This is a genomic window from Olleya namhaensis, from assembly GCF_900114005.1.
GTDB lineage: Bacteria > Bacteroidota > Bacteroidia > Flavobacteriales > Flavobacteriaceae > Olleya > Olleya namhaensis.
Genome location: NZ_FORM01000005.1, coordinates 187,975 through 213,460 on the forward strand (window position 1 = coordinate 187,975; position 25,486 = coordinate 213,460).

Annotated in this window: 27 protein-coding genes; 24 read left to right on the forward strand and 3 right to left on the reverse strand. The window is 31.3% G+C overall.

Annotated features, from left to right (window positions below):
- Positions 1 to 11 precede the first annotated feature (11 nt).
- The 17 genes from BMZ09_RS09570 to BMZ09_RS09650 all read left to right on the forward strand — a co-directional run bounded on the left by BMZ09_RS09570 (position 12) and on the right by BMZ09_RS09650 (position 13,282).
- Complete coding sequence (locus BMZ09_RS09570) at positions 12 to 1,031, forward strand: DHH family phosphoesterase (RefSeq protein WP_090839906.1); 1,020 nt, start codon at positions 12 to 14, stop codon at positions 1,029 to 1,031.
- The gene (gene gldI, locus BMZ09_RS09575; protein WP_090839908.1) at positions 1,021 to 1,566 is read left to right on the forward strand and encodes a gliding motility-associated peptidyl-prolyl isomerase GldI; all 546 of its coding nucleotides are present in this window, start codon (positions 1,021 to 1,023) and stop codon (positions 1,564 to 1,566) included. The genes BMZ09_RS09570 and gldI overlap by 11 nt, the downstream gene beginning before the upstream one ends.
- A gap of 17 nt (positions 1,567 to 1,583) precedes the next feature.
- The gene (locus tag BMZ09_RS09580) at positions 1,584 to 2,795 is read left to right on the forward strand and encodes a peptidylprolyl isomerase (RefSeq protein ID WP_245741127.1); all 1,212 of its coding nucleotides are present in this window, start codon (positions 1,584 to 1,586) and stop codon (positions 2,793 to 2,795) included.
- 201 nt (positions 2,796 to 2,996) lie between these two features.
- Entirely contained in the window at positions 2,997 to 3,629 is a 633-nt protein-coding gene (locus tag BMZ09_RS09585) for an arsenate-mycothiol transferase ArsC (RefSeq protein WP_090839910.1), read from the forward strand.
- 3 nt (positions 3,630 to 3,632) lie between these two features.
- Positions 3,633 to 4,679, forward strand: coding sequence for an ACR3 family arsenite efflux transporter (gene arsB, locus BMZ09_RS09590; protein ID WP_090839912.1), 1,047 nt, complete (start codon positions 3,633 to 3,635; stop codon positions 4,677 to 4,679).
- A gap of 335 nt (positions 4,680 to 5,014) precedes the next feature.
- Positions 5,015 to 5,203 (forward strand): hypothetical protein, encoded by a 189-nt coding sequence (locus tag BMZ09_RS09595; RefSeq protein WP_090839915.1) that lies wholly within the window; start codon positions 5,015 to 5,017, stop codon positions 5,201 to 5,203.
- 43 nt (positions 5,204 to 5,246) lie between these two features.
- Entirely contained in the window at positions 5,247 to 5,750 is a 504-nt protein-coding gene (locus BMZ09_RS09600; RefSeq protein ID WP_090839917.1) for a hypothetical protein, read from the forward strand.
- Positions 5,751 to 5,893: 143 nt separating this feature from the next.
- Positions 5,894 to 7,969, forward strand: coding sequence for a T9SS type A sorting domain-containing protein (locus tag BMZ09_RS09605; RefSeq protein WP_090839919.1), 2,076 nt, complete (start codon positions 5,894 to 5,896; stop codon positions 7,967 to 7,969).
- Positions 7,970 to 8,044: 75 nt separating this feature from the next.
- Positions 8,045 to 8,467 carry a hypothetical protein gene (locus BMZ09_RS09610; protein WP_090839921.1) on the forward strand — a complete coding sequence of 141 codons (423 nt, stop codon included), beginning with the start codon at positions 8,045 to 8,047 and terminating at the stop codon, positions 8,465 to 8,467.
- 60 nt (positions 8,468 to 8,527) lie between these two features.
- A complete protein-coding gene (locus BMZ09_RS09615) occupies positions 8,528 to 9,091 on the forward strand; it encodes a Crp/Fnr family transcriptional regulator (protein WP_090839923.1) in 564 nt (187 codons plus the stop codon).
- Positions 9,092 to 9,235: 144 nt separating this feature from the next.
- A complete protein-coding gene (locus tag BMZ09_RS09620; RefSeq protein ID WP_090839925.1) occupies positions 9,236 to 10,051 on the forward strand; it encodes a type 1 glutamine amidotransferase domain-containing protein in 816 nt (271 codons plus the stop codon).
- On the forward strand, positions 10,052 to 10,444 hold the full coding sequence (locus tag BMZ09_RS09625) for an ACT domain-containing protein (RefSeq protein ID WP_090839927.1): 393 nt from the start codon (positions 10,052 to 10,054) through the stop codon (positions 10,442 to 10,444).
- Between the two features lie 66 nt (positions 10,445 to 10,510).
- Entirely contained in the window at positions 10,511 to 10,837 is a 327-nt protein-coding gene (locus tag BMZ09_RS09630) for a DMT family transporter (RefSeq protein WP_090839929.1), read from the forward strand.
- Between the two features lie 210 nt (positions 10,838 to 11,047).
- Entirely contained in the window at positions 11,048 to 11,401 is a 354-nt protein-coding gene (locus tag BMZ09_RS09635; protein ID WP_090839931.1) for a hypothetical protein, read from the forward strand.
- Positions 11,402 to 11,558: 157 nt separating this feature from the next.
- Positions 11,559 to 12,101, forward strand: coding sequence for a hypothetical protein (locus BMZ09_RS09640; RefSeq protein WP_090839933.1), 543 nt, complete (start codon positions 11,559 to 11,561; stop codon positions 12,099 to 12,101).
- 137 nt (positions 12,102 to 12,238) lie between these two features.
- Entirely contained in the window at positions 12,239 to 12,673 is a 435-nt protein-coding gene (locus BMZ09_RS09645; RefSeq protein WP_090839935.1) for a cupin domain-containing protein, read from the forward strand.
- Between the two features lie 72 nt (positions 12,674 to 12,745).
- On the forward strand, positions 12,746 to 13,282 hold the full coding sequence (locus BMZ09_RS09650) for a peptide-methionine (S)-S-oxide reductase (RefSeq protein ID WP_090839937.1): 537 nt from the start codon (positions 12,746 to 12,748) through the stop codon (positions 13,280 to 13,282).
- A gap of 95 nt (positions 13,283 to 13,377) precedes the next feature.
- On the opposite strand, the gene BMZ09_RS09655 is transcribed toward BMZ09_RS09650, so the two are convergent.
- Entirely contained in the window at positions 13,378 to 14,253 is an 876-nt protein-coding gene (locus tag BMZ09_RS09655; RefSeq protein WP_090839940.1) for an EamA family transporter, read from the reverse strand.
- A gap of 334 nt (positions 14,254 to 14,587) precedes the next feature.
- Between BMZ09_RS09655 and BMZ09_RS09660 the strand changes: the two genes are divergently transcribed.
- The 5 genes from BMZ09_RS09660 to BMZ09_RS09680 all read left to right on the forward strand — a co-directional run bounded on the left by BMZ09_RS09660 (position 14,588) and on the right by BMZ09_RS09680 (position 17,874).
- Positions 14,588 to 15,445 (forward strand): hypothetical protein, encoded by an 858-nt coding sequence (locus BMZ09_RS09660; RefSeq protein WP_090839942.1) that lies wholly within the window; start codon positions 14,588 to 14,590, stop codon positions 15,443 to 15,445.
- 209 nt (positions 15,446 to 15,654) lie between these two features.
- Positions 15,655 to 16,086 carry a hypothetical protein gene (locus tag BMZ09_RS09665; protein WP_090839944.1) on the forward strand — a complete coding sequence of 144 codons (432 nt, stop codon included), beginning with the start codon at positions 15,655 to 15,657 and terminating at the stop codon, positions 16,084 to 16,086.
- Positions 16,087 to 16,423: 337 nt separating this feature from the next.
- The gene (locus BMZ09_RS09670; RefSeq protein WP_143067806.1) at positions 16,424 to 16,861 is read left to right on the forward strand and encodes a hypothetical protein; all 438 of its coding nucleotides are present in this window, start codon (positions 16,424 to 16,426) and stop codon (positions 16,859 to 16,861) included.
- Between the two features lie 3 nt (positions 16,862 to 16,864).
- Positions 16,865 to 17,101 carry a hypothetical protein gene (locus BMZ09_RS09675; RefSeq protein WP_143067807.1) on the forward strand — a complete coding sequence of 79 codons (237 nt, stop codon included), beginning with the start codon at positions 16,865 to 16,867 and terminating at the stop codon, positions 17,099 to 17,101.
- 11 nt (positions 17,102 to 17,112) lie between these two features.
- Positions 17,113 to 17,874, forward strand: coding sequence for a hypothetical protein (locus BMZ09_RS09680; RefSeq protein ID WP_090839950.1), 762 nt, complete (start codon positions 17,113 to 17,115; stop codon positions 17,872 to 17,874).
- A gap of 220 nt (positions 17,875 to 18,094) precedes the next feature.
- Here BMZ09_RS09680 and BMZ09_RS09685 read toward each other — a convergent pair whose 3' ends face one another.
- On the reverse strand, positions 18,095 to 19,555 hold the full coding sequence (locus BMZ09_RS09685; protein WP_090839952.1) for an aminoacyl-histidine dipeptidase: 1,461 nt from the start codon (positions 19,553 to 19,555) through the stop codon (positions 18,095 to 18,097).
- 325 nt (positions 19,556 to 19,880) lie between these two features.
- Positions 19,881 to 20,786 carry a phospholipase D-like domain-containing protein gene (locus BMZ09_RS09690; protein ID WP_090839954.1) on the reverse strand — a complete coding sequence of 302 codons (906 nt, stop codon included), beginning with the start codon at positions 20,784 to 20,786 and terminating at the stop codon, positions 19,881 to 19,883.
- A 506-nt stretch (positions 20,787 to 21,292) separates the two neighbouring features.
- Between BMZ09_RS09690 and BMZ09_RS09695 the strand changes: the two genes are divergently transcribed.
- Together BMZ09_RS09695 and BMZ09_RS09700 are read left to right on the forward strand one after the other, a co-directional pair.
- Positions 21,293 to 22,360, forward strand: coding sequence for a DUF3810 domain-containing protein (locus BMZ09_RS09695; protein WP_090839956.1), 1,068 nt, complete (start codon positions 21,293 to 21,295; stop codon positions 22,358 to 22,360).
- Positions 22,361 to 22,445: 85 nt separating this feature from the next.
- Positions 22,446 to 25,430 (forward strand): amidohydrolase family protein, encoded by a 2,985-nt coding sequence (locus BMZ09_RS09700; protein WP_090839959.1) that lies wholly within the window; start codon positions 22,446 to 22,448, stop codon positions 25,428 to 25,430.
- Positions 25,431 to 25,486: the final 56 nt, after the last annotated feature.

Genomic DNA, 25,486 nt, shown 5'->3' on the forward strand with positions numbered 1-25,486 from the left:
CTTCGTGGACTATGACAAAACAAGAGTACACAGACATAAATCAGTTATTGGCTACACCCAAAAAAATTGTAATTGTAAGCCACAAAAATCCAGATGGAGACGCTATTGGCTCTAGCTTGGCTTTGTTTCATTACTTAACAAAAACCAATCATTTAGCCACTGTAATCTTACCTAATGATTATCCAGATTTTCTAAAATGGCTTCCTGCTGAGGATTTAATTCTTAAATATGACAGCCAAAAAGAAGAAAGCGAAGCTAAATTAGCAGAGGCGGATATTGTGTTTACATTAGACTTTAATGCGTTTCATCGTGCTGGAGATATGGAAACTGTTTTAACAAACAATACGGCATTAAAAATAATGATTGACCATCATCAGCAACCAGATGACTATGCTAAATTCACCTATAGTGACGTTAGTATGAGCTCTACTTGCGAGATGGTTTATAATTTTATAGAAAACCTTAACGGTTTAGATGTAATAGATAGTAATATTGCCACAGCAATTTATGTGGGGATTATGACTGATACAGGGTCATTTAGATTTAGATCTACGACCAGTGCTACACATAGGATTATTGCCAGTTTAATAGACAAAGGCGCAGATAATACTATGATACATAATCAAGTGTACGACACTAACAGTTATAACCGTTTACAACTTTTAGGATGCGCTTTAAGTAACTTAAGAGTTATTCCAGAATCTAGAGCTGCTTATATCACGCTAACTCAGAAAGAGTTACAACAGTTTGACTACAAAAAAGGAGACACAGAAGGTTTTGTAAACTATGCCTTATCCTTAAATAATGTAGTACTTGCTGCTATTTTTATTGAAGATTTACAACAAGGCATTATTAAAATATCTTTACGATCTAAAGGTGATTTTTCAGTTAACAAAATGTCCCGTGAGCATTTCCATGGTGGCGGTCATACCAACGCTGCAGGAGGAAAAAGCGATGATAATATCCAAAAAACTATTGAGAAATTTATTAGTATATTACCACAATACAATACCTTATTAAATGAAGCGTAATCTTGTTATTATACTATTAGTTTGTATTACAGCGTTAAGTTGTAAAACACCAGAAGCTAGAAAACCTGTGACTGTAAATTCAGGCTCTTTTATTAATGAGTCTGTTGCCAGAAATAAGGCGTTGTACCAAAAAGAAACTAAAGTCATTGCAGATATTATAGCCGCACAACCCGAAAACAATTATCAAACATCTGGTAATGGGTTTTGGTACTACTTTAATACTGAAGTTACTAATGATAGCCTACCAACACCAACGTTTGGTGACCTTGTAAAATTTAATTACAATGTTAAGCATCTTAATGGCAATGCTATTTACACAAAAGCAGAACTTAAAGATCAAAACTACGCCATGGACCAGCAAGAATTATTTTCTGGATTACGTGAAGGTTTAAAGTTAATGCAAGCAGGAGAAGTTGCAACATTTATATTCCCATCTCAAAAAGCCTATGGTTATTATGGAGATGAAAATAAAATAGGCACTAACATTCCTATTATATGTGAAGTTTCTGTATTTTCGATTACCCAAAAAGAATAGTTATAAACCCAATAAAAATGAACAAATTAATTAACACAATGAAACTATTATTAATAGCCATAATGGTAAGTTTAACTACCAATTCTTGTCAACAACAATACCCTGATTTAGAAGATGGATTATATGCAGAAATTGTAACTAATAAAGGGACAATGGTAGCAAAATTATTTTACGACAAAGTGCCAGTTGTAGTCGCTAACTTTGTAGCTTTAGCAGAAGGGACACATCCTCAATTAGCAGATTCTTTAAAAGGAAAACCATTTTATAACGGTATTATTTTCCATAGAGTAATGGATAAATTTATGATCCAAGGTGGTGATCCAACAGGAACAGGAATGGGAAGTGCTGGATTTAAGTTTTTTAGCGAATTTGATACAAGTTTAAGTCATGATAAAGCAGGAATCTTATCTATGGCTAACTCTGGAGGTTATGATACTAACGGAAGTCAATTTTTTATTACAGAAGTACCAAAGCAAAACTTAGATGGGTTTAACGCAGATGGTAGCTTAAAAAACTGTAATGGACGTAATGTAAGTTGTCACTCTGTTTTTGGAGAACTTGTTCAAGGTTTAGAAGTACAAGATACTATATCTAACGTACCAGTAGGACAAAGAAACAAACCTAACGAAGATGTTGTGATTGAAAAACTAAACATTATCAGAAAAGGAAAAGCAGCTAAAGCATTTGACGCTCCTAAAGTATTTACAGAGCAAGAGCCTTTATTGTCTAAAAAATTAGAAGAGCAAAAAGCTAAAGAACAAGAAATAATTAAAGAAAAAGCTAAAGAAGCTGCAGTTAACTTTATTAAAGCAAATGCAGATATTAAAGGTGAGGTAAAAGAAATGCCAACTGGATTAGTAATGATTCATAATGCTAAGCCAAACGGAGTTACTCCTAAGCCTTCTGATCGAGTATTAATAGACTGTACAGGTCTTTTTGAAGACGGAAGTTTCTTTTTCTCTACAATTGCTGAAGATGCTAAAAAATACAATCAATATAATGAAGACGCTGCAAAACAAGGTGCATACCAAGCATTTGCAATGCCTTATAACGAGTCTGCAACTTTAGTTCCTGGATTTAGAGAAGCAATGTTAAACATGAATATTGGTGATAAAGCTAGAATTTTTGTACCAAGTTATTTAGGATACGGTGCTTCTGGACGTGGACCAGTACCACCAAATGCTAACCTTATTTTTGATATTGAAATAGTTAGCTTATCAACTAAATAAAACAAAATTCTGCTTAAGCAGAAATACCATTAAAAGAGGCTACTAAATTAAGTAGTCTCTTTTTTTTTGCTTTAAAACGACTAGTTCCCATTACTATAACCATAAATAAAAACCAAAGTAAATTGCTTTTATAAACACAAAAAATAATTTGTAAGCTAAATTATTAATCGTAATATTGCAATAAACTAATAAAGATTTAAAATGGGATTAGCCAAAACCGAAATGTTTACAGAAATAGAACAACTAATTAAGACTCTAAATACTGAGACTATATCCGCACAACGCAAAGCAGTGCTACAACCATTAACTGATTTTATTCAAGGTAAGGTTTCAAAAAACCAAACCATTAGACTAAACTTTATATGTACTCATAATTCACGAAGAAGTCATTTATCACAAGTTTGGGCACAAACTATAGCGTATTACTTCAATATTAAAAACGTGTTTTGTTATTCGGGAGGGACAGAAGCAACAGCACTTTTCCCGATGGTAGCAGAAACTTTAGTAAATTCAGGATTTAAGATAAATCCCATTTCTAAAAACGAAAACCCTGTTTACAGTATTAAATATGCTGACACAGAACATCCAATTATAGGCTTTTCAAAAAAACTAGATGACGCTTTTAATCCAACATCCGGATTTGCTGCAATTATGACGTGCTCTCAAGCAGATGGTGGTTGTCCGTTTATTGCTGGTGCAGAAAAACGAATCCCAATAACTTTTGAAGACCCAAAAGCATTTGATAATACACCGCAACAAGCTGAAAAATACACTGAAAGAAGCTTACAAATAGCAACCGAATTATATTACATCTTCTCACAAATAAACGCATAAACAATGGCAACTAAAAAACTAAGCTTTCTAGACCGGAATCTAACCTTATGGATCTTTGTAGCCATGGCTATTGGTGTTGGACTAGGTTATTTTATTCCAACATTCCCTGATATTATAAACTCATTTAGTAGTGGTACAACAAATATTCCGATTGCAATTGGATTAATATTAATGATGTATCCACCTTTAGCAAAGGTCAATTATGCTTTGCTACCTAAAGTATTTAGAAATGTAAAAATCCTATCTATTTCACTTATTCTTAATTGGATTATTGGTCCAGTATTAATGTTTGTTTTGGCCATTACTTTTTTACATGATTATCCAGAATATATGGTTGGACTTATATTAATAGGTCTAGCACGTTGTATTGCAATGGTTTTGGTTTGGAATGATCTTGCTGAAGGTAGTAGCGAATATGGAGCAGGTTTAGTAGCATTAAATAGTATCTTTCAGGTATTTGCCTATAGTTTTTACGCTTGGTTATTTATAACCGTGCTTCCACCCTATTTTGGATTTGAGGGCGCTATTGTTGACATCTCAATAGCCACTATTGCAGAAAGTGTTGCAATTTACTTGGGGCTTCCATTTGTATTAGGAATTTTAAGCCGATTAATATTGGTAAAACTTAAAGGTGAAGATTGGTATACTAACAAATTTATCCCTACAATATCACCAATTACTTTAATTGCACTATTATTTACCATCGTAATTATGTTTTCTCTGAAAGGCGAATTAATTGTCGAAATACCAATGGATGTACTAATTATCGCAGTGCCTTTACTTATTTATTTTACGTTGATGTTTATTATTGGTTTTTTCTTTACCAAAGCATCAGGAGCAGAATATGACAAGACAGCTTCAGTAGCATTTACAGCAGCCGGAAATAATTTTGAATTAGCAATAGCAGTTGCCATTGCTGTTTTTGGATTAAATTCCGGACAAGCCTTTGCAGGAGTTATCGGTCCTTTAGTAGAAGTTCCAGCTTTAATACTACTGGTTCGTGTATCCTTTTGGTTACGCAAAAAATATTATGGCAAAGCTTCGGCTTAAAGCCGAAAGTATTTACGGTTAATAGCACTTCTTTTGATTATCTAATTGTAGTTATTAACTTCCAATTTTATTAATGGGCCATTCTAAAACCCTTACAAAAAAGCACAATCTTAGGATGGTGCTTTTTTGTTTTCAATCGTATTTCCAAAAGAACATTTATCTTTTAACAGAAGACTATTAATCAACACAATCTTGACTTCTGTATTTATACACCAAAAACACCTATTTGAAATTGTGAGAATTTATAACTAAATTAGTCTTTACTAAAAAATAAAGAAAAATCATTTTAAGACTATGTCTTTATTCATAAAGTAATTTCAACTAACCACTAAATTATGAACAAAAAAAAACTACCAATATTCATCTTATTAATCGTGTTTATTCTATTTTCTGCAAAAACATTCTTTGGAAAAGGATTAGAAAATGGTGTTGAAAACTGGAGATTTTACGCTTCATTATTTGGTTTATTAATTGCGGTTTCTTTTCTTTTTGTTTTTCTAAAATCACTAAAAAAGACTAATTAGCGTGAATTAAACTCTACTAAACAAACAATGTCAGCTTAATAGAATGAACCGGCCTAAAATAAAAATAGAAAAAAATGTACTAGATAGATCAATCGAGGTTTTCACATGTATACTCATTCTTATTTCAGCAAGTTTAATTTTAATATACTACAATCAACTTCCTGAAAAAATACAAATTAATTTCAATTGGCCTTCAAAAGATGAAAATGGTTTTGGAACAAAAAACACACTTTGGGCAAGTCCAATAATCTGCGGAATAATTGCAATTTCAATTTATAAGTTAAACCAATATCCGTGGGTTTTTAATTACCCTGTTACAATAACAACAACAAACGCAAAGTATAATTACAAAATGGCGACGCAAATGTTGCGCCTTATAGGGCTTACTATTGGAGTAATGTGCCTGACTATAACGGTAATTTCTATTTTTAATAGTCTTGGAAAAACCATAGCATTTCAAAAATATATTGATTCCTTATTTCCCATTATTTTGGTCGGTATTCCTATTTATTTTATAATTAAAATAATAAGGAACACTAATAATTAATACCATCTCGCTTCAAAATTAATTTGAACACACACCAACTTGGCTTTCTGAAAAATTTGAACTAACTTCGTTGTACAACGTTTGTAATGTATTGACCTAGAATACAAAACGCTGCATTTAGTAGTAATAATAAATAACCTCAAATGAAACACCTACATTTTATTCTAATTACATTTTTATTAACCTCATTTAGTTGTTTGGCACAATTTGGAGCTGATTATTCTTCCTATGGTTTTAATTTTATAAATGACGCCAATAATCAAGGTTTAAAAAATTGGACAGGAAATAATATTGACGACACCAATAAGTTTTACATTTATAAGCAGGACGAATTAAACAATTACGCACTTGAATTAAAACCTATAAACGAAACTTTAAGCATAAACTACAACGATTTTGGATACATGGATTTAAATCCTTGTGCTTTTAAAATAAATATAAGAGTCAAAATAAATCAATATTCAGGTAATGATGATGCGCTTACATTTACGCTATTTACTGGTGCTAAAAAAGTAGAAATTGATTTTAAATCTAACGGAATATTTTACACCAACAACTTAAACACATCCCAATTAATTACAACTGCTCCTCCAATAAACCAATGGGTAACCTACTCTATTGCATTGGATAGTTGTAATGACATGGCGTCAATAATGTTAGAAAATGACGCGACTAATAGTTACACTTTAAGTCTACCAGACAATACCACTGCGCAAAATATAAACCTAGCAGCCACAACTAATGGAACAACTTCTTTTACATCAGAAATAGACCATTTATTTATCTACAGTAATCCTATAAAATGGTGGTTAGGACCGTCTAGTGCATTTATCAATGATACGCCTGCGGGTTACACTGGTACAACAGGAGATAGACAGCATTTTTTAACGTTGCCTAATGGCGAAAAAATTGGAATTAATGAAAACGGTGGTGGTTATGTTACTTTTACCGAGTTAACACCTGGTGGCCCAAATCTAGATCCATTTCCTAAATTTGGATCTGGTGGGACAAAAACACTTAGAGGTTATTTTCATACTAATAAATTTAACCCTGTACAAGCTGGTGTTTCAAGTACATCTGGTGGACATTTAGCAAGTGTTATCTCACTTCCTAATAAATTAATGGTCGAGAGTTTTCCGTTACACTCGTATTTTCAAGATGATTTTATAGAAAACACGCCTTTAGTATTTCCTAATAATGAAACACTTGAAGACGAAAATCATCCTGCCATAATTGATGATGATGTTTATGATGAATTTGGTCTGGATATGAGACACGAATTAATGAGCGAATTAGACTTTAATTCCTCAATAGAAAACGTTACACAGACTAACGGAATATCTACCGTTAGACATGCAGCGGAGTGGGAATATATTAGACATTCCTCTTTTATTCTTCAGTTTCATGAAGTCACCGTTAATAAACGACCAGAATTTGAAAGCTTTACTGGTGCTAACAACGACATGGGAGACATGAGACATAAGTTTGAATTCAGACTGAATAAAGACTTGGGGTACGAGTGGATTTTGTGGAGAGACACCAACAACACCTGGCAATCATTACATGTGGAAGCAGTAGGCGATTCTAAAGAAATTCAAATTAATATAAATACACCATTAGAAAATCGCTTTTTAGTCTTTTCTACATCTTCCAATCCTGACACACCTGGAGCTGTCTCTTGGTTTTATCCTGAAAGTGATTTTAATGCTAACTGTACTTTACAAAAAAGTAGAGTAAACAAAAACACAATAACGTCCATGGATAGAAGAAACTCCATGCGTATAGTTGCCGATTGGAGAAAAACAAACTGGTGTAGGATGAATTTATATATTAGAAACGAAGGATTGGCTGCACCATCCAATGGAGATCCAAATGTGTATGAAGCCTTCCAAATGGAGGCTTTACAACTGTTTGGTACACCTAATCAAATCCTTAGCGAAGTTTTAAATTATAATACTACCTTAGATACTGAAACAGTAAGTTTAAACAATACAACCATTGCTTACCCAAATCCTTTTTTATCCGAAATAACAATAAAAGGATCAAACCTTCTAAACAAAACAATAAAACTCTACAGTACCATAGGTAAAGACATTACTAATGCATTACACATAACATCTCGCACAAACAACCAAATACAACTTAAAATAAAAGGCTTAAATTCTCAAATGTATTTTCTGAAAATTGGAGACAAAACCATAAAAATCTATAAAGAATAATTCTATTTTAGAATTTTAAATTAACTTCGTTTTGAATAAAATTCAGGCCAACTTATAGGAAAATAGTATCATTTTATGAAAATAAAATTCAACAAAAAAAAGATTCGTGTAAATATATTTGTCGGACTAACATGTATTGCATTAGGCATATTTAATATCTTAGAAACTGACAAAAAAGAATGGTCAGACTTCGCCTACTTAGTGCTTGGAGCTTTGGCTATTACACACTATTTATACGATTTAAAAACACAGTATCTAACCATTAATAACGGTACTATTAGTAAAAATATACTATATGGTTTAGGAGGAAAAATACAGTTAAAAGATGTGACTCTTATCAAATCGTATGCAGGAGATTTCACGCTAATTACGAATAGTAAAAAATTTAAAATCGATGCCGAATTTATTGATGATACGTCTTTGGAGAAATTAAAAGAAGTATTGTCAAATCTAAATTTAGCACCTGAGAATACACCTTTTAAAAAACAAGAGGCTTAATTACAACATTAAACACCACTTTTAATACCATAAAACAGCAAAAACTGATTACTACAATACATGGAACTAAGCCAGATTATTGATACAATATATCCGTTACCAACTGCTTCTAAAAACATAATAAAAGCAGCAATAACAGAAACGATATTACCAAAGGGTCATATTTTATTTAAAGCAAATAAAGTTGAAACTAGTATCTATTTTATCAAAAAAGGTATTGCAAGAGCTTATGCGTATTCTGATGCCAATCAAATCACGTTTTGGTTAGGACAAGAAGGCGATCCTATTGTATCCATGCAAAGTTATGTCAATAATCAAAAAGGTTACGAAGACGTAGAATTATTGGAAGAATGCGAGCTGTACGAATTAAAAACAGAGAAACTTCAGGACCTGTTTTTGGAAGATATTAAGATTGCAAATTGGGGTCGTAAGTTTTCAGAATTAGAACTTATTAAATCAGAAAAACGTCTCATTGCTTTACAATTTAATACTGCAACCCAAAGGTATTTGGCGCTACTAAAAAATTACCCTAGCATTTTACAGCGTGTACCTTTAGCGCATATCGCGTCCTATTTAGGCGTCACTCAAGTTAGCTTAAGCCGAATTAGAGCCAACATAAAATAAATGTCGTTTTTATCATTTGATAAATAGTTTAACCAAAATGTTTAAGACTTTTGTCCTGTTATATTCTTTATAAGAAATTGTAAAACTTTTTTACAATCACTACCTCAGAATACGCTAAACATTAATTTTAAAATATAGTTAAACATGTCAAAAACAATAACATTTAAAACACATTATTTTCTATTTGTATTTATAATTCTTCTTGCAAGTTGCAATAATGCTAGTAAAAAAAGCACTATAAAACCAACGGTTAACAAAGAAACTAAAGCCTTAAAAAAGATATTATTTGTAGTTACTAGTCATAGTAAAAAAGGGGATACTGGAGAAAAAACAGGATACTATCTTGGAGAAGTTTCTCATCCTTGGGATGTTTTACATTCTGCCGGATATGAGATAGATTTTGTTAGCCCACAAGGTGGAAAAGCACCAGTTGATGCTTTTGATATGACAGACTCTATAAACAAGAAGTTTTGGGATAATACGACTTATCGTAATAAAATTGAGCATACTAAAACACCTAGCGAAGTAAACCCAGAAGACTACATCGCTATCCATTATGCTGGTGGACACGGAGCAATGTGGGATTTTGCTGACAATACAGAAATTGCAGAAATAGCAAAGCAAATTTATGAAAACAATGGTGTCGTTAGTGCAGTATGTCATGGACCAGCAGGACTTGTAAACATTAAATTAAGTAATGGATCTTATCTTGTAGATGGCAAAAAAGTAAATGCTTTTACTAATGAAGAAGAAGTAAAAGTAAAACTAGAAGATGTGGTACCTTTTTTATTAGAGGACCAATTAATAGCGCATGGTGCTATTTTTGAAAAGTCTGCGCCTTTTACTAATCACGTTGTTTCTGATCAGAGACTAGTTACAGGACAAAACCCACAATCTGCCCATAGTGTTGGAAAAGCAACCTTAAATGAATTACAAAAACTAACTAAAAACGCACAATAAATGAGTGGAGAAAAAAACTTAGCAATGCTTTTAAAATCAATGAAGCCAAAGCATAATATAGGCGAATTTGTGTTTTGTAAAACTGAAGATTTAGATCAAATAAAATTGAGTCAAGTTATAATGACTTTTAAAGAAGACGAAAGCACTACAGTTATTGCAAAAAAAGAAGTAGCAGATCAATTAGGTTTAGAGTATACGTTTATAGCCTCTTGGATTACACTTACTGTGCACTCATCTTTAGAAGCTGTAGGATTAACTGCTGCCTTTTCTAATGCTTTATCGGACCATGGCATTAGCTGTAATGTTGTTGCTGCCTACTATCACGATCATATTTTTGTTGACACAAAAGATACAGCAAAGGCAATGGAAATCTTACATGTCTTTTCAAAATAAAGTTTAAGTTATTAATCTAATCGGTTTAAAAAACAGAGCGTAATCACAAGAACTAATCATTAAGATATGAATTGGATATTATTAATAATTGCTGGACTTTTTGAAGTCGGTTTTGCAACTTGTCTTGGAAAAGCCAAAGAAGCCTCAGGAATGGAAGCCACAAATTGGTACATTGGTTTTGTACTGTGTTTAGGTATAAGTATGGCGCTTCTTTTAAAAGTAACGCAACATCTTCCTATTGGTACTGCTTATGCCGTTTGGACAGGTATTGGAGCTGTAGGAACTGTACTAGTCGGAATTTTAGTTTTTAAAGAGCCCGCAACCTTTTGGCGCCTGCTTTTTCTTATGACTTTAATTGCATCCATTATTGGTTTAAAAGTGGTTTCGCATTAAAAAATACACTAAAAAAAGCATCAAAAAAGCACACTCTTAAGGTTGTGCTTTTTTCTTTTTTAATATAATTTCAAAATAATTAGTATTTTCTAGCAGTAGATAATAGCCATTTGACGTTATCAAAATTTTCTACTAACTTCGTTTAGCTGCGGATGCAATTCATTTCAATTAAATCATATTATTTACACAATACAACAATTTTAATAAATTATGGTATTAATTTATTCTTTAGGTATTTTTATTCTTCTTTCAATTGGAATCTACTATTTCATTTGGAAAGACAGATTGAATGACAAAAAAAATCTTGAAAAAGATTGGCAGTTGTTTCTTAAATATGAATCTTTAAATGACATAGAAGGAATTGCTATTAGTGGCGATAAGTTAATTTGGAATAAATACCTGTTAACAGAACAACTTGATACAATAATAGATGTAGTAAAATCAAGAGTATCTAGTTTCCCTGAATTAAAAAATTTAGAAAATAATGCATTTAATAAAAAGTTACATTTTGATCGACCTTTACCTTCTTCCGGTAGTAGTGGAGGAATAAAACAAAGTTGGTAATTTTCTCCAAAAAAAACAAACAAAGACAGTGCATAACAACAACGATAAATCTTTACACTAGATTAAATACTTAACGTTTTAGTATAATTAGAAAGTCCTTCGCATTACAAACCACTGCAAACCTTACGCGCATAAGCAACTAAACATTTAAGCACCAATGAGAATTAAAATAAAATATATTGCTTTAGGTCTTTTTCTAATTGATGCGTTTTTTATAATAATCAATACAAAATATCGTGATCAAACTCTAAGTGTGATATCCGGTTTAAATGAGGCTAAATTCTTTTTTTTCTTAGGAACTCTTAGTTTTATTGCATACTTAATTTTATTAAAACAAAAAAAAGCATTTAAACTTGTAGCGATTATTACCGTTACTTCACTAAGTATTTCGATGTATAACAACTTGCGATTAGCAAAAATTAATTATGATAGAATCCAGTGTATTAAAGGTATATCTGAGTATTTCCAATACTTTGAATATGACTCGTGTTCAAAAATTGAAAAGAAGTTTAAAGAGGATGTCATAAATGGTAAAATAAAATATTTTCAAGATGAATATAATTTTGATTTGGAATTTGAAGAAAGATTAAGAAACAAATATAATGTTGAACTAGTCGGAATAAGTTGCACTAGATATAGCGCAATGGATTGCTACAACAACCTCGTAAAGGATCACATCAAAAAAATAACAAAAAGATAAAAACAGAAATTAATCAACTTAATATTTAACCATTTGACGTTATCAAAATTTTCTACTAACTTCGTTTAGCTTAGGGTGTAATTCATTAAAATGAAATCAAATTTATTATCCATTTTATTCAATTTTAAAAAGAAATCATGACTGCAAAACAATATATAAAAACTGGTGAAGGCGAAAATTACAATTACTCTCAAGACCACTGTTTTGTTAAACTATCATCAAGAGATACTAATGGCGAACTATGTTTGATTGAAGACACCTTAAAACCAGGGTTTCATTTAAAGCGTCATCATCATAAAATTATGACTGAAGTATTTTATATGCTTGAGGGCCAAATGGAGCTTATTTTTGACGATGAAACAATAATTCTAAAGGAAGGCGATACTGTAACGGTACCTCCTAACGTTTGGCACGAAGCAATTTGCACAGCAGGAGGAAAAATGCTTACTATATTTAAAAATGGTCAATTTGATGTTTTTTTAGAAGAATTATCCAAAATGACTAATGCAGATTTCTCTAATGCAGAATTAATGAAATCTGTCTCCAATAAATTTGATATCTACGAAGCGTAAAAACGGTGTACAATACAGATCATAATGTAATACGTTAGAATCAAATTTGTTATACACTAGCACCAATTAAAAATGGCAGAAAAAGAACAATTAGAATCAATTAAAACAATACACCTAGCAGGTGGTTGTCTTTGGGGAGTCCAAGAATTTTTAAAACACATCCCTGGCGTGATTGATACTCAGGCTGGTCGAGCTAATGGCTTTACACAATCTACTAAAACAGACTATGATGGTTTTGCAGAATGTGTCAAAACAGTCTTTGACTCTTCCCTTGTTTCGCTTGAAGATTTGATACATTATTTTTTAAAAATCATTGACCCATATAGTGTCAACAAACAAGGAAATGATATAGGAGAAAAATATCGCACAGGTATCTACAGCACGGACAAAAATCTTCTTTTAAAAGCAGCACAGTGTATTAAGTCAATAGAGCAAACGCTAAATGATAAAAATAAAACCACAAAAAAAGTAGCTATTGAAATACTTCCGCTAACAAATTTTGTCCCAAGTGATGCAGAACATCAAGATAGATTAACCTTGCACCCTAGTGACTACTCTTACTGCCATATCCCTTTAGACTTACTCTATAAGTACAAAAACAGCAATTAGCATGTAGTTAATTAGCTATAATGCAGTGCTTAAACTAAAAATAGAATTACCAATCGTAATAGGATTATCTATTCTTAATTAACAAGACTTAAGAGCTATTCCTTTACATATTTGTTTCTTTTATTTAGGTATTGGTTAATAGCCAGAGAAGCAAAAATAAGACTACCACCAATTAAAATTTTCTTAATATCTGCCTCCTTATTCCAAATAAGAATGTTAACAATTAATCCTAACGGAATCAATGCATTGTTCATAATTGCTAAGGCACCAGTGTTTACCCTAATAACACCTTGGTTCCAAAAAAAATAGCCTAAACCTGAAGCCACAGCACCTAAGTATAATAGCACACCCCACTGTACTGGTGTCGTTGGCATTTTTTTGGTTGAACCAAAAACAAAAAAAGCAATTAGTGATACTATAAAAGCTCCAATAAAAAATAACCCAAAAATAGTATGCTTTGGTGTCCTTTCTAATTCAGGTGTAGATTTTAATAAATACTTGTAAGCAACTTGACCAACAGCAAAGCACAAATTAGCACCTTGAGTAATCAAAAAACCAAAAACTACGTTTTCACTTATACTGGAATATTGAATATAAGCAGCACCCAAAACAGCGATTAAAGCAGTTAATAAAAAGCCTTTATGAAATTGCTTACTTAAAATATCATTTAACAACGTAATATAAATGGGTGTAAACACACTAAAAAGTAATACTTCGGGTACAGTAAGATAGTTAAACGACTGAAAATAAAAACAATACATCAAACCCAATTGTACCGCACCAATTGCAGTAAGTTTAAAAATTGTTTCCTTTTTTAATTTATTAAGCCTCAAAAATGGTGAAAATAGTAATGTTGCAATACCAATACGCATCAATACAGAAAACCACGCATCTACATACCCAGAAAGGTATACACCGATTAAACTAAATGAAAAAGCCCAAATAATAGTCACTCCAAATAAATACCTCATAAAAATATCCTTAATCAAATAATGAGGTTAAATAGTACATAGCCAAGACTAACTGTTTTATTAATCTATATCCATTACCAACAAAACGCTAGTAAATAACCTTCATTTAAAAGCGAATATATAAATTAAAGATGATGAATATTAATTAAACCTTCCGGAACAATTATTATAGTAAACAAAACGCTGGGTTAATTGAAAAGTCGGAAACAAAAGCAAACAAAATCACCTATTTGACTTTGTCATTTTTTTCAACTAACTTCGTTTAACTTCGAATATAATTCATTAAAACGGAATCATATTTGCTATACGTTAGGTATAATTAAAAAAAAGAACAGTGAGAAAAACAGCTACTAAATTAATCTTGATAATTATACTTAATTTATTTACGGTAAATAATTTATGTGCTCAAAATACAAATAGACATTATGAATTTAAAATAGATAGCACTAAATTAATTTTAGGAAATATAATTATTATAGAAATTTATACTGAATCAAATGATATAGAAGTTGAATTACCTAAAAGCAAAGCGTTTAAATTTATAGGGGTTAAGACTGATTCTACTCAACTAACATCAAAAATCACTAACATATCTAATACACCGAACTCAAATAGATATATTAAAATTGCGCAATTCGAAATAAAAGAAGCAGGTGAACTAAACTTTCCTTCAATTAAAATAATCACACCAACTGTTACTTTTAAAACGGAAGAACAAAAGATAAGAGTCATGACTATTGAAGATTATAAAAATAAAAACAATAGCTTTCCCTTTATAAATAATGAAGAACATCCGGAGATTAAGAAAGGGATTCTTAGTGAATTTGTATTGACAAAAAACAAATCTTATAATCCGAAAGACACACTATTTGGTTCAATTAGAATTTATACGCGCTTTTCAAATCCAATTATACCATACGGAATTGAGAAATCAAAAAACGAATGGGATATAATCCCTATAAACAAAAAAGGAATTTCAAATGGGTTAGTAAAAAAGAATGGAAAACTATACCAATGTTATGACATCTACTTTTTGAAAATAGCTTCACATAATAAAAAAAATGAAAGTTTTAAAAATTTTAATCTAAAGTCCATTATTAAAGTGCCTTTCGAAAAATCAAAAGGATTGCTTGCAACAATATACAGAAACTATATAATCCTGAAAATCATAACTACCGAGCTAACGGAGTAGAGATAAATCGCATAAAAAAAAGCCCTCTTGCTTTTTAGGAATCTCCTTTAATATCTCAAATACAAAAAGTGTAGTATTTTTATACCAAAATAAATATTTTGATAAACCCTATCTTACCTCAAACCTGGATAAAGGTTGATAGTTGTTTGAATATGTAAGGTTTTTCTCTTAAATTCGTTTCAACTTAAATTTTATTAAAAAAAAACTAAATGAGAAAAATACTAATTTTGACATTATTTTTAATTTTTTGTCATACTCAAACAGCACTGAGTCAAAATGAAATAAAAATAGAGAAACCTGAAAATTCTAGACTTACAAAAGTTTTGAATGACTCAGAATTAATTGGAGAGAATAAAGATAATTATTTATCTGTAAGGATTTATGCAATAGACAACGGTAGTACTAGTGCTGGATATGCAAGTTCTGAAGTTTCACATAATTTACTAATTGCTGTCTCAGAATTTGACGAAGAGCCTAATCAAAATCTTTTCGAAATCGGAACTTTTTATAATCCTAAATTTGTAAAATGGACCAACAAAGAGGAAAATGAAAAAGAATTTGAGATTGAATACGGTCCTAATAGCAAACGACAAACTATAAAACTAAAAATAAATATTGAGGAACTGAAAATAGAAAAATAAAGTAAAAATAAAAAAAGCACAACCGTAAGATTGTGCTTTTTCTATTTTATATAATACGACTTAAAAAGATTACTTTTTAGGAATCTCCTTTAATATCTCTAATACAAAGTTCCAGTATTTTTGAGCAGACGATATCTGTGTGTATTAATAACCGTTATCTTAATCTTTAATTTGATACAGCATTAATTGCCTATTTGACTTTGTCATTTTTTTCAACTAACTTCGTTTAACTTCGAATATAATTCATTAAAACGGAATCATATTCGCTATACGTTGGCATTAATTATGAAGAACTTTTAATCAAGATTTGGAAACAACTCTAAATGGACATAAACAAGTGAAATCAGATAATATTAGAAATTTAAAATTAAAGAGTTATCAAAATATTAGGGATTTTAAAATTGAACTTCTTGAAAAATTGAAATTGTATAATCGTAAAAAAGACTGTACAAACGAGTTTTACGAAATACTTGAGAACTACTTAAATAGAAATAGAGGGACAAAATTTGAGATTGCAATAAATAAGACAAAATTATCTGAAAAAATTTACACTAGGAATTTAAGAGAACTAACCAAACAAGATATTCCAAAAAATTATCCTCATAACGCTTCGAATATGGAAAAACAGGCGTACTATAATCAAATAAGCGGAGAAAAATATGCGTTGTGCGAAAAACAAGCTAAAACTCAAACGGAAAAAGAATTTAATGATTTTATTAAGGAACTGGACAAAATCAACGGATTTGAGAATTTTGAAATTGTTTTGGAAAAATAACTAATGCCAACAATGTGTAAAAATAATTGGAATTGGCTCAATTATACAGATTCCTCCGGAAGTGAATTAGAAGGCTGTCTATTTTACATGAGTTTAGTTGAACTTGATGAAGCTGAAGAGTTTGAAAATGAAATCACAAATGATGACAGAAACGGATTCTTATTTGACGAATATAATATACTTATCAATAATTTACGTCCAAACCAAACACTTTTTGACCATTCCAAATGTGATAATTAAATAATTTAAGCATGAAAAAAATACTTTATATCATAATGTTACTTTTATCTGTAAAAAGCTTTGCGTGTAAATGTTCTACTCAAAATATTGAGAATAATTATATACAATCCGATTTTGTAGCAAAAATAAAAATCCTAAAAAAATATCTAAATATAGAAAATAATGATTATTACAAAGTAGATATTCAAATTTTGGATTTATATAAAGGAAATTCTGTAAAATCTATTTTTATATATGGAAACTATTTAAACCGACAAGATTCAGCATGTTGGATTTTTACTCAGATAAATGAAGATTTAGTTATTTACGCGACGAAAACAAATCAAAACTATCAATTAGAGATGTGTTCGAATATATTAAGAGTAAATAGAAAAACGAATAGCAATACAACAAATAAAAGACACCAAAAAGAGATAAAAATCTTAGAAAATTTAAAATTAAACAAAGTTGAGTTCACAAACCATATCAGATTTACTTCTGAAGATTTTCATCCCATGAGAAGAGAAAATTATGGAATTAAGTTGAAAAGAGAATTTGCAATCTTCGAATTGACTTTTAATGAAGACTTATCAGTTAAATGTGTGAAAAAAATTCAAGGATTTAGAAATAAAATTGATAGAAATATAAAATCTTTTTTTAAAACAAGTCAATGGTCAAGTTTAAATAAAAATTATAAAAAAAATAAAATAATGAAAAACACTAAAACTTTAGTTATTATTTATTACAAAGTAGACGAAAAAAACAATATTGGATATATAACAAATAAATTTTGAAATAAAACTAACCACAACCACGTATATAAAAAATAGCAGTTAAGAGCTAAAATTTTTGTTTATTTCTTTTCTTCTATCTTTGTTTTAAACCGAAAAATAGCACCTATAAATCTGCTACTTTTCATATACAATACCGTCAAACAAACATCAATAAATCACATAAAAAAGCACAATCCTAAGATTGTGCTTTTTTTATTTTATATAATACGACTTAAAAAGATTACTTTTTAGGAATCTCTTTTAATATCTCTAATACAAAGTTCCAGTATTTTTTAGCAGATGATATTTGTGCACGCTCATCAGGACTATGTGCGCCTTTTATGTTTGGTCCAAAACTAATCATTTCCATATCTGGATAGTTTTGCCCTAATATACCACATTCTAAACCAGCGTGACAAGCAGCAATATGTGCTTTTTCGCCATTTAACTTTTGGTATAAATTATCTAACACTTTTAATATAGCGCTATCCATGTTTGGTGTCCATCCTGGATAATCTCCTGACAGCTCAACCTCACAACCTGTAAGCTCAAATGCTGAACGTAACGTGTTTGCTAAGTCCATTTTACTACTTTCTACAGAGCTACGTGTTAAACACCCTATTTTTACGTGACCATCCTTAACAATTACTCGTGCAATGTTATTAGATGTTTCTACCAATTCTGGAATATCTGCACTCATACGGAACACACCGTTTAAAGCAGCGTAAATAGCACGTGTTAATCCTTCTTGAACTCCAAGATCCATCATTAGTTCTGGAGTTTCTGTTTTAGAAACTTCAATTACTAAATCTGGTTCCATTGTTTTAAGTTCGGTTTTAATGCTATTACCTAACTCCTCCATTTCGCTGATAAAAGCAGCTTCGTGTACAGTGTCTATTGCAACTACTGCTCTACTTTCTCTTGGAATAGCGTTACGTAAACTTCCACCATCAATTTCCGAAATACGCAAACCAAAGTTTTCAAAACCATCAAATAATAAACGGTTCATTATTTTATTGGCATTACCTAAACCTTCGTGAATTTGCATTCCCGAATGCCCACCTTGTAAGCCTTTTACTTTTACTTCAAATCCTGTTTTAAATTCAGGTGTTTCTTCTTGCTCGTAAGTTCTTGTTGCTGTAACATCAATACCTCCTGCACAACCAACACCAATCTCATCATCTTCTTCTGTATCTAAGTTTAATAAGATTCCGCCAGTTAATAAACCACCTTTTAATCCCATTGCACCTGTCATACCCGTTTCTTCATCAATAGTAAACAAGGCTTCAATTGCTGGATGTGGTATATCTGTACTTTCTAAAAGTGCCATAATGGTCGCCACTCCTAATCCGTTATCTGCACCAAGCGTTGTTCCTTTTGCTTTTACCCAGTCACCTTCCACTACCATTTGGATCCCTTGTGTGTCAAAATCAAAATCTGTATCTGCATTTTTTTGGTGTACCATATCTAAATGCGATTGCATTACAATAGTCACACGATCTTCCATACCTGCAGTTGCTGGTTTTTTGATAATCACATTTCCAACCTCATCTTCTATAACTTCTAAACCTAAATTGGTACCAAAGTCTTTCATAAATTTAATTACGCGCTCCTCTTTTTTTGAAGGTCTTGGTACTGCGTTTAAATCTGCGAATTTATTCCATAATGCTTTTGGCTCTAAAGCTCTAACGTCTTGACTCATTTGTATAGTTTTTATTGAATTACAAAAGTACAAATTGCATATGCATTTAGACACCTTTTTGGGTTAGAAATAACATTAGGTGGAGAAACTGAATTAAGATTAAAATAATGATACTGTTTCTTAACTAATAAATAAAACAACACTACTAATTACGCCATAATGGTTCTTCTTGCCACTTAAGTTTCATAGCTAAACTATTGGAAAGACTAATATAAAGCAAAAGACACACCCTGGGACGCTGTGCTTATGGGTAGCGTGGTGTGTACTGTTGTTGCAAACATACAACAATTTACTATGTTTTAAGTCTTTCAATTTACCAATAGTATTATTTATAAATAGTTATACACCCTCTACCGGTAGGTATTTCTTGTTTAATTTTATACTCTGACTCTAAAATCGCGTTAGTTATCAACTTAAAATCGCTAATTAAACCATCAATATCATAGGTAATCTCAGGAGCAAAATAGATATAATAAAACCTACTATGACTTTTAGTAAATTGTAAATTAAAATTGTTTTTTAAGTTTAAATTAAGTCCCAAAATTTCCTTGATAAAATCCTCAATATTCTCGTTATTACTTTTCTTAGCTTTAACCGTATAAACAGAAGCAATCATAATATCTGAAAAAGGAATTAAATGTTTACTAAAAACATAAGACTTAGTTGTTACAAACTTAGTATCACTGTAGGTACTATTAAAACTAAATGATAATTTATCTAATTCATCTGCAGTTAAAAATTTTGTGTCATATTCGATAGTTTCATCAATAATTTTAATAGTTTTTTTAAAACTATCTAATATTTTAATAGTCTTCTTTTGCGCCTCTTCTATTTTAACCACATATTTATTAATGAACTCAATTAACTCAAGTCTTTGTTCTGTATTTTCAGTTTTATAAGCTATATCTATGGAATTGACGTCCGAGTAATACACAATATTTTGAGAGGTTACAATAGCGTAATTATCATTTAAATACAATTTTGCATGTAGATCATTAACCAATATCAAATTGATTTCTGGGCGTTTTAAAAAACTTAAATTCTGTTTTGCATTTTTTCTAGCAATAAAAGTGATTTTTACACCTCTTAGTATTGCACGATCTATACATTTTTTCATTTTATTCCAATTTGATAACTCCACGTAAGGCGAAACCAATATTAGTTCTTTTTCTGACTCCTCTATTAAAGTCATAATTTTTGAGGCAATTTCTAATGGTGGTATAAACTTCATTCTTAACTATTCTCTTCTATTTTAATTATTCTTAAAATTTCTCTACAATCACTATCTCATCCTTAACCAAACCTTACAAAAGATAACCAATAGCATCTGTTTTGGTAATTGCACCGCTAATTTGGATTTTGCAAAATATAATCGAGATTAAAAAATACTTTATATGCTTTTAGTTTGCTTTGGTTACAACATCTTCGTTTTGTAATTTTAGATGTTTTTTTAATACTGAGGTTTGATATAATTACATTAAAAGCGATTGTTTAATAGAGTCAATAAATGTAAAAATATAAATTGATTATGCCTTACGGATTACCGTATTATTGAATGATTTTATATAAATAATACCGGACAGTACGTCAAACCCCTTAAAGACACCCAACTACCTCAGTCGCTACTCCTGATGGTAGTGGCATCCTTTTTTGCAAAAAAAGATATAACGGACAGCAGGTAGAAACCTTTTAAATAAACCTAAGTGATTGGTCCTAATTTTTAATTATTTTTGAGTCATGCTAAAAAACAAAAAACTGTGGATTGCCCTACTAATTATACCAATGTATATATTGGTTAAAGTTTCGGCTAAATTCCCGGACACGGTCGAGGTTGTGTATAGTAATGGTTTGTATCCTGTTATTTCTAAATTGTTTAGATATACTTTGGGTTGGTTGCCTTTTAGTTTTGGCGATTTATTATATGCTTTTGGGATAATTTATATCATACGTTGGTTAATTTTAAACGTAAAACGCATCTGGAAAGATACAATAGGCTGGCTGATTGATGTGTTTGCTACTACGAGTGTTATTTTTATGGCGTTTCATTTATTTTGGGGTTTTAATTATTATCGAAATCCTTTGCATAAAAATTTAAATTTAGAGGACGACTACACTACTGAACAATTAATTACAGTAACTAAAAACTTGATTGAAAAATCGAATACCATACAACTACAGATTACTAAAAATGATAGTTTAAAGGTCGAATTACCATTTACTAAATCCGAAATTTTAGCATTAACGCCTAAAAGTTATGAGGCTTTAAAAACTGATTTTCCGCATTTGGAATACCACCCTAAAAGTTTAAAAAAATCGTTATTTAGTGTCCCATTGACGTACATGGGTTTTAGTGGTTATCTTAATCCGCTAACTAGCGAAGCACAGGTGGATTATATGATCCCTGTCTATAAATTTCCGACCACTGCTGCACATGAAGTGGCACACCAATTGGGTTACGCTAAAGAAAACGAGGCCAATTTTATTGGCTTTTTGGCAACCATTAGCAATACTAATATCTACTTTAAATATTCTGGTTACACCTTTGGTTTAAGGCATTGTCTTGGCGAAATTTTTAGACGTGACCCTGATGTATATTACCAATTATTACCAACTATTAACAAAGGAATTTTAAAAAACTATCAAGAGGTTAGAGATTTTTGGAATGACTACCAAAATCCGTTAGAACCTATTTTTAGATCCACATACACAACGTATCTAAAAGCTAACAACCAAGCTAAAGGTATGGATAGCTACAGTTACGTGGTGGCTTTATTGGTTAATTATTTGGAAAATAAAACCTTATAAAAACGTTAAAATCCTATTTGAGGTTTGTTTGGCATATTGGCTTATGCTTATATTTAGTGTTTAAACAACCTTAAACTATCAACCAATGATTAAAAAATGGGCAGCATTAAGCCTGCTGTTGTGCGGTTATTTTTCTTTTGCACAAGAGTACGTTCCAAAAAACGATGGCGTAAAAACCAACACGTCTAATTACACAGCTTTAACAAACGCTAAAATTTATGTCACTCCTAATCAAATTATTGAAAAAGGAACCTTACTTATTAAGGATGGTAAAGTAGTCTCTTCTGGAGCATCTGTTACTATCCCGAAAAACGCTGTTGTTATTGATGTGACTGGTAAATCTATTTACCCTTCTTTTATTGATATTTATTCAGATTTTGGTATTAAAAAACCGAGTGCCGCATCTGGTAATAGAAGAAACCCACAATATGATGCTAGTCGCGAAGGTTTTTACTGGAATGACCATATTAGACCCGACCAAAATGCAATAGACTTATTTGAGTTTGATAGCAAGAAAGCTCAAGAATTACGTAAAGCTGGTTTTGGTGTTGTAAACTCGCATATTGATGATGGTATTATACAAGGGACTGGTGTTTTAGTAACATTAGCAGCTTCTGGTAGTGATGCTACTAGATTATTGGACGATAGGGTTGGTCAGTATTCTGGAACGTCTAAAAGTAAAACCTCTAGACAGGCTTATCCAACATCTTTGATGGGGACTATGGCGTTATTACGCCAAGTAAACCATGATGCAGATTGGTATGCTAAAGGTAATATTAAAGAAAAAGACCGCGCTTTAGAAGCGTATATAGCTAACAAAAATCTGGTTCAGTTTTTTGATGCTGGCAAAAAGATAAACGCGTTACGTTTTGACAAATTAGGAGATCAATTTGGTATCCAATATGTATTTGTTGGTGGTGGTGATGAGTATGAGTTGATCAGCGATATTAAAAACACCAACGCTAAATTTATCTTACCATTAGATTTTCCGGATGCGTATGATATGGAAGACCCGCTTTTAGCGCAGTCTGTTAGCCTTGAAGATTTAAAAGCTTGGAACCAAAGTCCTGCTAATCCTAAAATTTTAGCTGAAAACAATATTCAGTTTGCGTTAACGACTCACAAATTAAAAGATGCTAAAGCGTTAATGCCTAATCTTTTAAAAGCTATTGCATATGGTTTAGATAAAACTAAAGCTTTAGAAGCATTAACGACTATTCCTGCCGGAATTATTGGAAAATCTTCAGAACTTGGTCATCTTAAATCTGGTGCTTATGCTAACTTTTTAATTACTTCTGGTGATGTTTTTGATAAAGAAACTACCATTTACGAAAACTGGGTAACTGGTATCAAAGACGAATTAACAGCAATGAATACCCAAGACTTACGTGGTAGCTACACTTTTAATTTTGACAATACGGCGTATGAGTTAGAAATTTCTGGTGAGATTGAAAAACTAAAATCTAAGGTTAAAACAAGTACTAAAGAATATGGTTCTAAAATAAGCTTTAGTGATAATTGGATGCAATTAACGTTTGCTGCTGCAGATAGTACTAAAAAGGACTTTATAAGAGTAGTCACTAACGTTACCAACCCAAAAACATTAAGTGGTAAATTATTTTATCCTAATGGTAACGAAGGGACATTTTTTGCAACTAAACAGGTAAAAGATGCTAAAAAGGAAGACAAAAAAGACAACGAGGACAAAGACGATAAAACACCAACTATATATCCTGTAACGTATCCAAATATGGCGTATGGTATGGAAAGCCTACCTCAACAAGAAACGTTATTGTTTAAAAACGTAACGGTTTGGACTAATGAGAAAGATGGTATTATTAAAAATACAGACGTTTTAATTAAAAACGGAAAGATTGCAAAAATCGGTACTAATTTAAGTGCTGGTAATGCAACAGTTATTGACGGAACAAACAAACATTTAACGTCAGGGATTATTGACGAGCACTCGCATATTGCAACAGAAAGTGTTAACGAAGCAGGACACAACAGTACTGCCGAAGTAACTATTGAAGATGTTTTAGATGCTGAAGATGTAGACATTTACCGTAACCTTGCTGGTGGTGTTACTAGTATCCAAATATTACATGGATCTGCCAATCCAATTGGAGGACGATCGGCTATTATTAAATTAAAATGGGGAGAAAAAGCCGATAATCTAGTCTACCAAAACAGCCCTAAATTCATCAAATTTGCTTTAGGAGAAAATGTAAAACAAGCCAATTGGGGAGACAATGCTAAAACGCGTTTTCCGCAAACCAGAATGGGTGTTGAGCAAGTGTTTACTGATTACTTCCAACGTGCGCAAGAGTATGATGCTCTAAAGAAAAGTGGTAAACCTTACCGTAAAGATTTAGAGTTAGAAACTATTGCCGAAATTTTAAATAAAGAACGTTTTGTCTCTTGTCACTCTTACGTGCAAAGTGAGATTAATATGCTAATGAAGGTTGCCGAAAAATTCAATTTTAGAATCAACACATTCACACATATTTTAGAAGGTTACAAAGTAGCTGACAAAATGGTAGAACACGGTGTTGGAGGCTCTACATTCTCTGACTGGTGGGCTTATAAGTACGAGGTTAACGATGCCATCCCTTTTAACGCACCAATCATGCACAACGCTGGTGTTTTAGTTGCTATTAATAGTGATGATGCAGAGATGTCTAGACGTTTAAATCAAGAAGCTGCTAAATCTGTAAAATATGGAGATATTAGCGAAGAAGACGCTTGGAAATTTGTAACATTAAATCCTGCTAAATTATTACATATCGATGATCGTGTTGGTAGTATTAAAGTTGGTAAAGATGCAGATGTTGTGTTATGGAGTGATAACCCATTATCTATTTACGCTAAAGCTGAAAAAACTATCATAGAAGGAAAAGTTTATTTTGATTTAGAGCGTGATGCTAAACTAAGAGAGACTATTAAAAAGGAAAAAAACGAATTAACCATGCTAATGCTGCAGGCTAAAAACAAAGGGTTAAAAACAAAACCTATTGAGAAAAAAGAAAAAGAGCTATTGCATTGTGATTCTATTGACCACCAACACTAGTCAATACCTAAAGTAAAACGTAAAATATACACTCATAAATTTTTCGCTTAAGCGGA

What these genes read in the sequence shown, in the direction of transcription:
- BMZ09_RS09570 (WP_090839906.1), top strand. Translation starts at nt 12, where the DNA reads ATGACAAAACAAGAGTACACAGACATAAATCAGTTATTGGCTACACCC.
- gldI (WP_090839908.1), top strand. Translation starts at nt 1,021, where the DNA reads ATGAAGCGTAATCTTGTTATTATACTATTAGTTTGTATTACAGCGTTA.
- BMZ09_RS09580 (WP_245741127.1), top strand. Translation starts at nt 1,584, where the DNA reads ATGAACAAATTAATTAACACAATGAAACTATTATTAATAGCCATAATG.
- BMZ09_RS09585 (WP_090839910.1), top strand. Translation starts at nt 2,997, where the DNA reads ATGGGATTAGCCAAAACCGAAATGTTTACAGAAATAGAACAACTAATT.
- arsB (WP_090839912.1), top strand. Translation starts at nt 3,633, where the DNA reads ATGGCAACTAAAAAACTAAGCTTTCTAGACCGGAATCTAACCTTATGG.
- BMZ09_RS09595 (WP_090839915.1), top strand. Translation starts at nt 5,015, where the DNA reads ATGAACAAAAAAAAACTACCAATATTCATCTTATTAATCGTGTTTATT.
- BMZ09_RS09600 (WP_090839917.1), top strand. Translation starts at nt 5,247, where the DNA reads ATGAACCGGCCTAAAATAAAAATAGAAAAAAATGTACTAGATAGATCA.
- BMZ09_RS09605 (WP_090839919.1), top strand. Translation starts at nt 5,894, where the DNA reads ATGAAACACCTACATTTTATTCTAATTACATTTTTATTAACCTCATTT.
- BMZ09_RS09610 (WP_090839921.1), top strand. Translation starts at nt 8,045, where the DNA reads ATGAAAATAAAATTCAACAAAAAAAAGATTCGTGTAAATATATTTGTC.
- BMZ09_RS09615 (WP_090839923.1), top strand. Translation starts at nt 8,528, where the DNA reads ATGGAACTAAGCCAGATTATTGATACAATATATCCGTTACCAACTGCT.
- BMZ09_RS09620 (WP_090839925.1), top strand. Translation starts at nt 9,236, where the DNA reads ATGTCAAAAACAATAACATTTAAAACACATTATTTTCTATTTGTATTT.
- BMZ09_RS09625 (WP_090839927.1), top strand. Translation starts at nt 10,052, where the DNA reads ATGAGTGGAGAAAAAAACTTAGCAATGCTTTTAAAATCAATGAAGCCA.
- BMZ09_RS09630 (WP_090839929.1), top strand. Translation starts at nt 10,511, where the DNA reads ATGAATTGGATATTATTAATAATTGCTGGACTTTTTGAAGTCGGTTTT.
- BMZ09_RS09635 (WP_090839931.1), top strand. Translation starts at nt 11,048, where the DNA reads ATGGTATTAATTTATTCTTTAGGTATTTTTATTCTTCTTTCAATTGGA.
- BMZ09_RS09640 (WP_090839933.1), top strand. Translation starts at nt 11,559, where the DNA reads ATGAGAATTAAAATAAAATATATTGCTTTAGGTCTTTTTCTAATTGAT.
- BMZ09_RS09645 (WP_090839935.1), top strand. Translation starts at nt 12,239, where the DNA reads ATGACTGCAAAACAATATATAAAAACTGGTGAAGGCGAAAATTACAAT.
- BMZ09_RS09650 (WP_090839937.1), top strand. Translation starts at nt 12,746, where the DNA reads ATGGCAGAAAAAGAACAATTAGAATCAATTAAAACAATACACCTAGCA.
- BMZ09_RS09655 (WP_090839940.1), bottom strand. Translation starts at nt 14,253, where the DNA reads ATGAGGTATTTATTTGGAGTGACTATTATTTGGGCTTTTTCATTTAGT.
- BMZ09_RS09665 (WP_090839944.1), top strand. Translation starts at nt 15,655, where the DNA reads ATGAGAAAAATACTAATTTTGACATTATTTTTAATTTTTTGTCATACT.
- BMZ09_RS09675 (WP_143067807.1), top strand. Translation starts at nt 16,865, where the DNA reads ATGCCAACAATGTGTAAAAATAATTGGAATTGGCTCAATTATACAGAT.
- BMZ09_RS09680 (WP_090839950.1), top strand. Translation starts at nt 17,113, where the DNA reads ATGAAAAAAATACTTTATATCATAATGTTACTTTTATCTGTAAAAAGC.
- BMZ09_RS09685 (WP_090839952.1), bottom strand. Translation starts at nt 19,555, where the DNA reads ATGAGTCAAGACGTTAGAGCTTTAGAGCCAAAAGCATTATGGAATAAA.
- BMZ09_RS09690 (WP_090839954.1), bottom strand. Translation starts at nt 20,786, where the DNA reads ATGAAGTTTATACCACCATTAGAAATTGCCTCAAAAATTATGACTTTA.
- BMZ09_RS09695 (WP_090839956.1), top strand. Translation starts at nt 21,293, where the DNA reads ATGCTAAAAAACAAAAAACTGTGGATTGCCCTACTAATTATACCAATG.
- BMZ09_RS09700 (WP_090839959.1), top strand. Translation starts at nt 22,446, where the DNA reads ATGATTAAAAAATGGGCAGCATTAAGCCTGCTGTTGTGCGGTTATTTT.